The organism is Pseudomonas sp. PS02303 (assembly GCF_029959925.1).
Lineage (GTDB): Bacteria > Pseudomonadota > Gammaproteobacteria > Pseudomonadales > Pseudomonadaceae > Aquipseudomonas > Aquipseudomonas mandelii.
Window position 1 is genome coordinate 1 of record NZ_JASCOM010000567.1, and the last position, 383, is coordinate 383.

The window sequence follows — 383 nt, forward strand, 5'->3', positions numbered from 1 at the left end:
GAACAGGCAGCCGGTGATCAGCGGTTGGTCGGGGTCGCCTTCGAGGAAGGTGACGAGGACTTCCATGCCGACGCGCGGGATGGCGATGCCGCCGTAGGCACTGCCGGCCCAGCCGGTGGCGACGCGTAGCCAGCAGCTGGTGGTGTCGTTGGCCTGGCCGTCGCGGTCCCAGTGGAATTGCACTTTGACGCGGCCGTATTGGTCGCAGTGGATTTCTTCGCCGGGCGGGCCGGTGACGATGGCGGTCTGGCTGCCCAGGACTTTCGGTTTCGGGTGTTCGAGGGCAGGGCGGAAGTGCGCGTCCCACGGGGTGGCAAGGAAGGTGTTGCGGTAGCCCTGATGGAAATCGTCTTTGTTGTGGGTGACGTCGCTGGTGACGTTTT

At 65.3% G+C, this 383-nt stretch carries 1 protein-coding gene; it reads right to left on the reverse strand.

Going from position 1 to position 383, the window contains the following annotated elements; all coding sequences use genetic code 11:
* Positions 1-383, reverse strand: a 383-nt coding sequence (gene tssI, locus QMX98_RS35130; protein ID WP_282412100.1) for a type VI secretion system tip protein TssI/VgrG, incomplete at both ends; no start/stop codon positions are given.